This is a genomic window from Streptomyces sp. NPDC056948, from assembly GCF_042674225.1.
GTDB lineage: Bacteria > Actinomycetota > Actinomycetes > Streptomycetales > Streptomycetaceae > Streptomyces > Streptomyces purpurascens.
This window is the reverse complement of sequence record NZ_JBHUQX010000766.1, coordinates 1-1,885: the sequence shown is the minus strand read 5'-3', so window position 1 is coordinate 1,885 and position 1,885 is coordinate 1. Positions and strand designations below refer to the sequence as shown.

Annotated in this window: 1 protein-coding gene; it reads right to left on the bottom strand. The window is 67.2% G+C overall.

Features of this window, described 5'->3' with window-relative positions:
- Positions 1–46: 46 nt before the first annotated feature.
- Positions 47–1,765 (bottom strand): ABC transporter substrate-binding protein, encoded by a 1,719-nt coding sequence (locus ACFTZL_RS44485; RefSeq protein ID WP_382596233.1) that lies wholly within the window; start codon positions 1,763–1,765, stop codon positions 47–49.
- Positions 1,766–1,885: the final 120 nt, after the last annotated feature.

Below are 1,885 nucleotides of genomic sequence, written 5' to 3'. Positions count from 1 at the left end.
GGACACTCCGGGAGCCTCGACGGCGAGAACTGCCTCACTCACGGCGCTACTTCACCGCGACCTGGGAGATGTCCAGCACACCGGTCCAGTCGCTGATCACGATGTTCTTGACGTCCTCGCCGTACAGGCGCTTGTAGACGGGGTGGAACAGCGGGACGGTCAGGGCCTTCTCGCCGATCTTCTTGTCCAGTGCGCCCCACCTCTTGGCGGCCTGGTCAAGATCCGTCAACTTGTTGATCGCGTCAATCTCGGCATTGACCGACTTGTCGTTCAGCAGGCCCGTGTTGAAGTTCGCGCCGTCCTTGACGATCTGCCGGCCGTCGAAGATCGGGGCGAGGAACGGACCGCCGGAGGGCCAGTCGGCGCCCCAGTGGGCGAGGAAGAAGCCCGGCTCGGTCTTCACGTTGTGGATCTTGTCGGAGTAGTCGTTCTCCTCGAGCCCCTGCAGCTTGACCGTGATGCCGGCCTTCTTGAGCGCGTCCTGGATCGCGGTCGCGATCTCCGGGCTGGTCTCGAAGTCCTTGGCGTTGGAGTGCGTCAGCGTGATGGTGAGCCCGTTCTGGTGGCCGGCCTCCTTCAGCAGCTCCTTGGCCTTCTGCGGGTCGCCGCCCTTGCCCGCCGGGAACAGGTCGTACGGCGTGTAGCCGAAGGACTTCTGGTCGGGCAGGAAGGTGGTCGCGGGCTCGGCGAGCGCCGAACCTCCGGCGGCGTTGACCACGGACGACCGGTCGAGGGCGTACGAGATCGCCTGCCGCACCTTGGCGTTGTCGAACGGCTTGATGGTCGGGTTGAACGCGATGTAGTTGGTGTAGCCGAAGTGCCCGGTGCCGACGCGGGCGGCGAGCTCCTTGTCGCCGGTGACCTTGGCCAGCTCGGCCGGGCCGAGGTTGGTGTCCGTGGTGACCGCGGCGGCGTCCGCTCCCTGGGACGCGGAAAGCCGCTGGTTGATCACGGACGAGTCGAGCCCGGACCGAACGTCGATCTTGTCCGGGTAGGCCTTGCGTTCGGCGTCGGTCGAGGCGGACCAGTGCGTATTGCGCTCCAGGGTCAGCCGCTCACCGTCGTTCTCGTTCTTCACGACCTTGTACGGCCCGGACGAGACCGGGTGCGACTCGTACTTCGTGCCCGTGTCCTTGCTCTTCGGGACGGGCGTGAACTGCGTCTGCGTGGCCAGGTACGGGAACTCGCCCTCGGGCTTGTTCAGGTGGAAGACGATGGTCCGCTCGTCGGGCGTCTCGATCGCGTCGAGGCCCTTCTTGTCCTTGTACGGGCCCTGGTAGTCGGCGGCCCCGACCAGCCAGTCCCGCAGATAGGGGGCGCCGCCCGACAGCTCGGGGGCGAAGGAGCGCTCGATGCCGTACTTGATGTCGGCCGAGGTGATCGGGGTGCCGTCCTCGTACTTGAGGCCCTTCTTCAACGTGTACGTCCACACCTTCGCGTCCTTGCTGGGGCGCCCGGTGTCGGTGGCGAGGTCGGGGACGACCTCGGTGCCGGCGGCGCCGTCCTCGCGGTTGCGGGTGGTGAGCGTACGGAAGACCAGGGACGGGACGTTGCCGCCGCCGGAGGTGTACAGGCGTGCCGGGTCGAAGTCCTGCTGGGGGTTGGCGTTCAGGACCGTGAGGGTGCCGCCCTTGCGGGGCGTGGAGTCGCCGCCGGCGCCCTTGGCATCGTTGTCCTCCGGCCCGCAGGCGGCGGCGCCCGCTGCCAGGACCAGGCTGACGGATGCCGCGGCCACGCGGCGCGCTGTGACGGACGGTTGGCGCATCGGAATGACGACCTCTCGATGATGTCTCGGATCGCGAGACGAAATGACGAAGGGTGAGACGAAAGAAAACAGACGTCTGCCCGGCGCCGGGTCGTCGAAGAGGCCGTGACAGGGTCACGG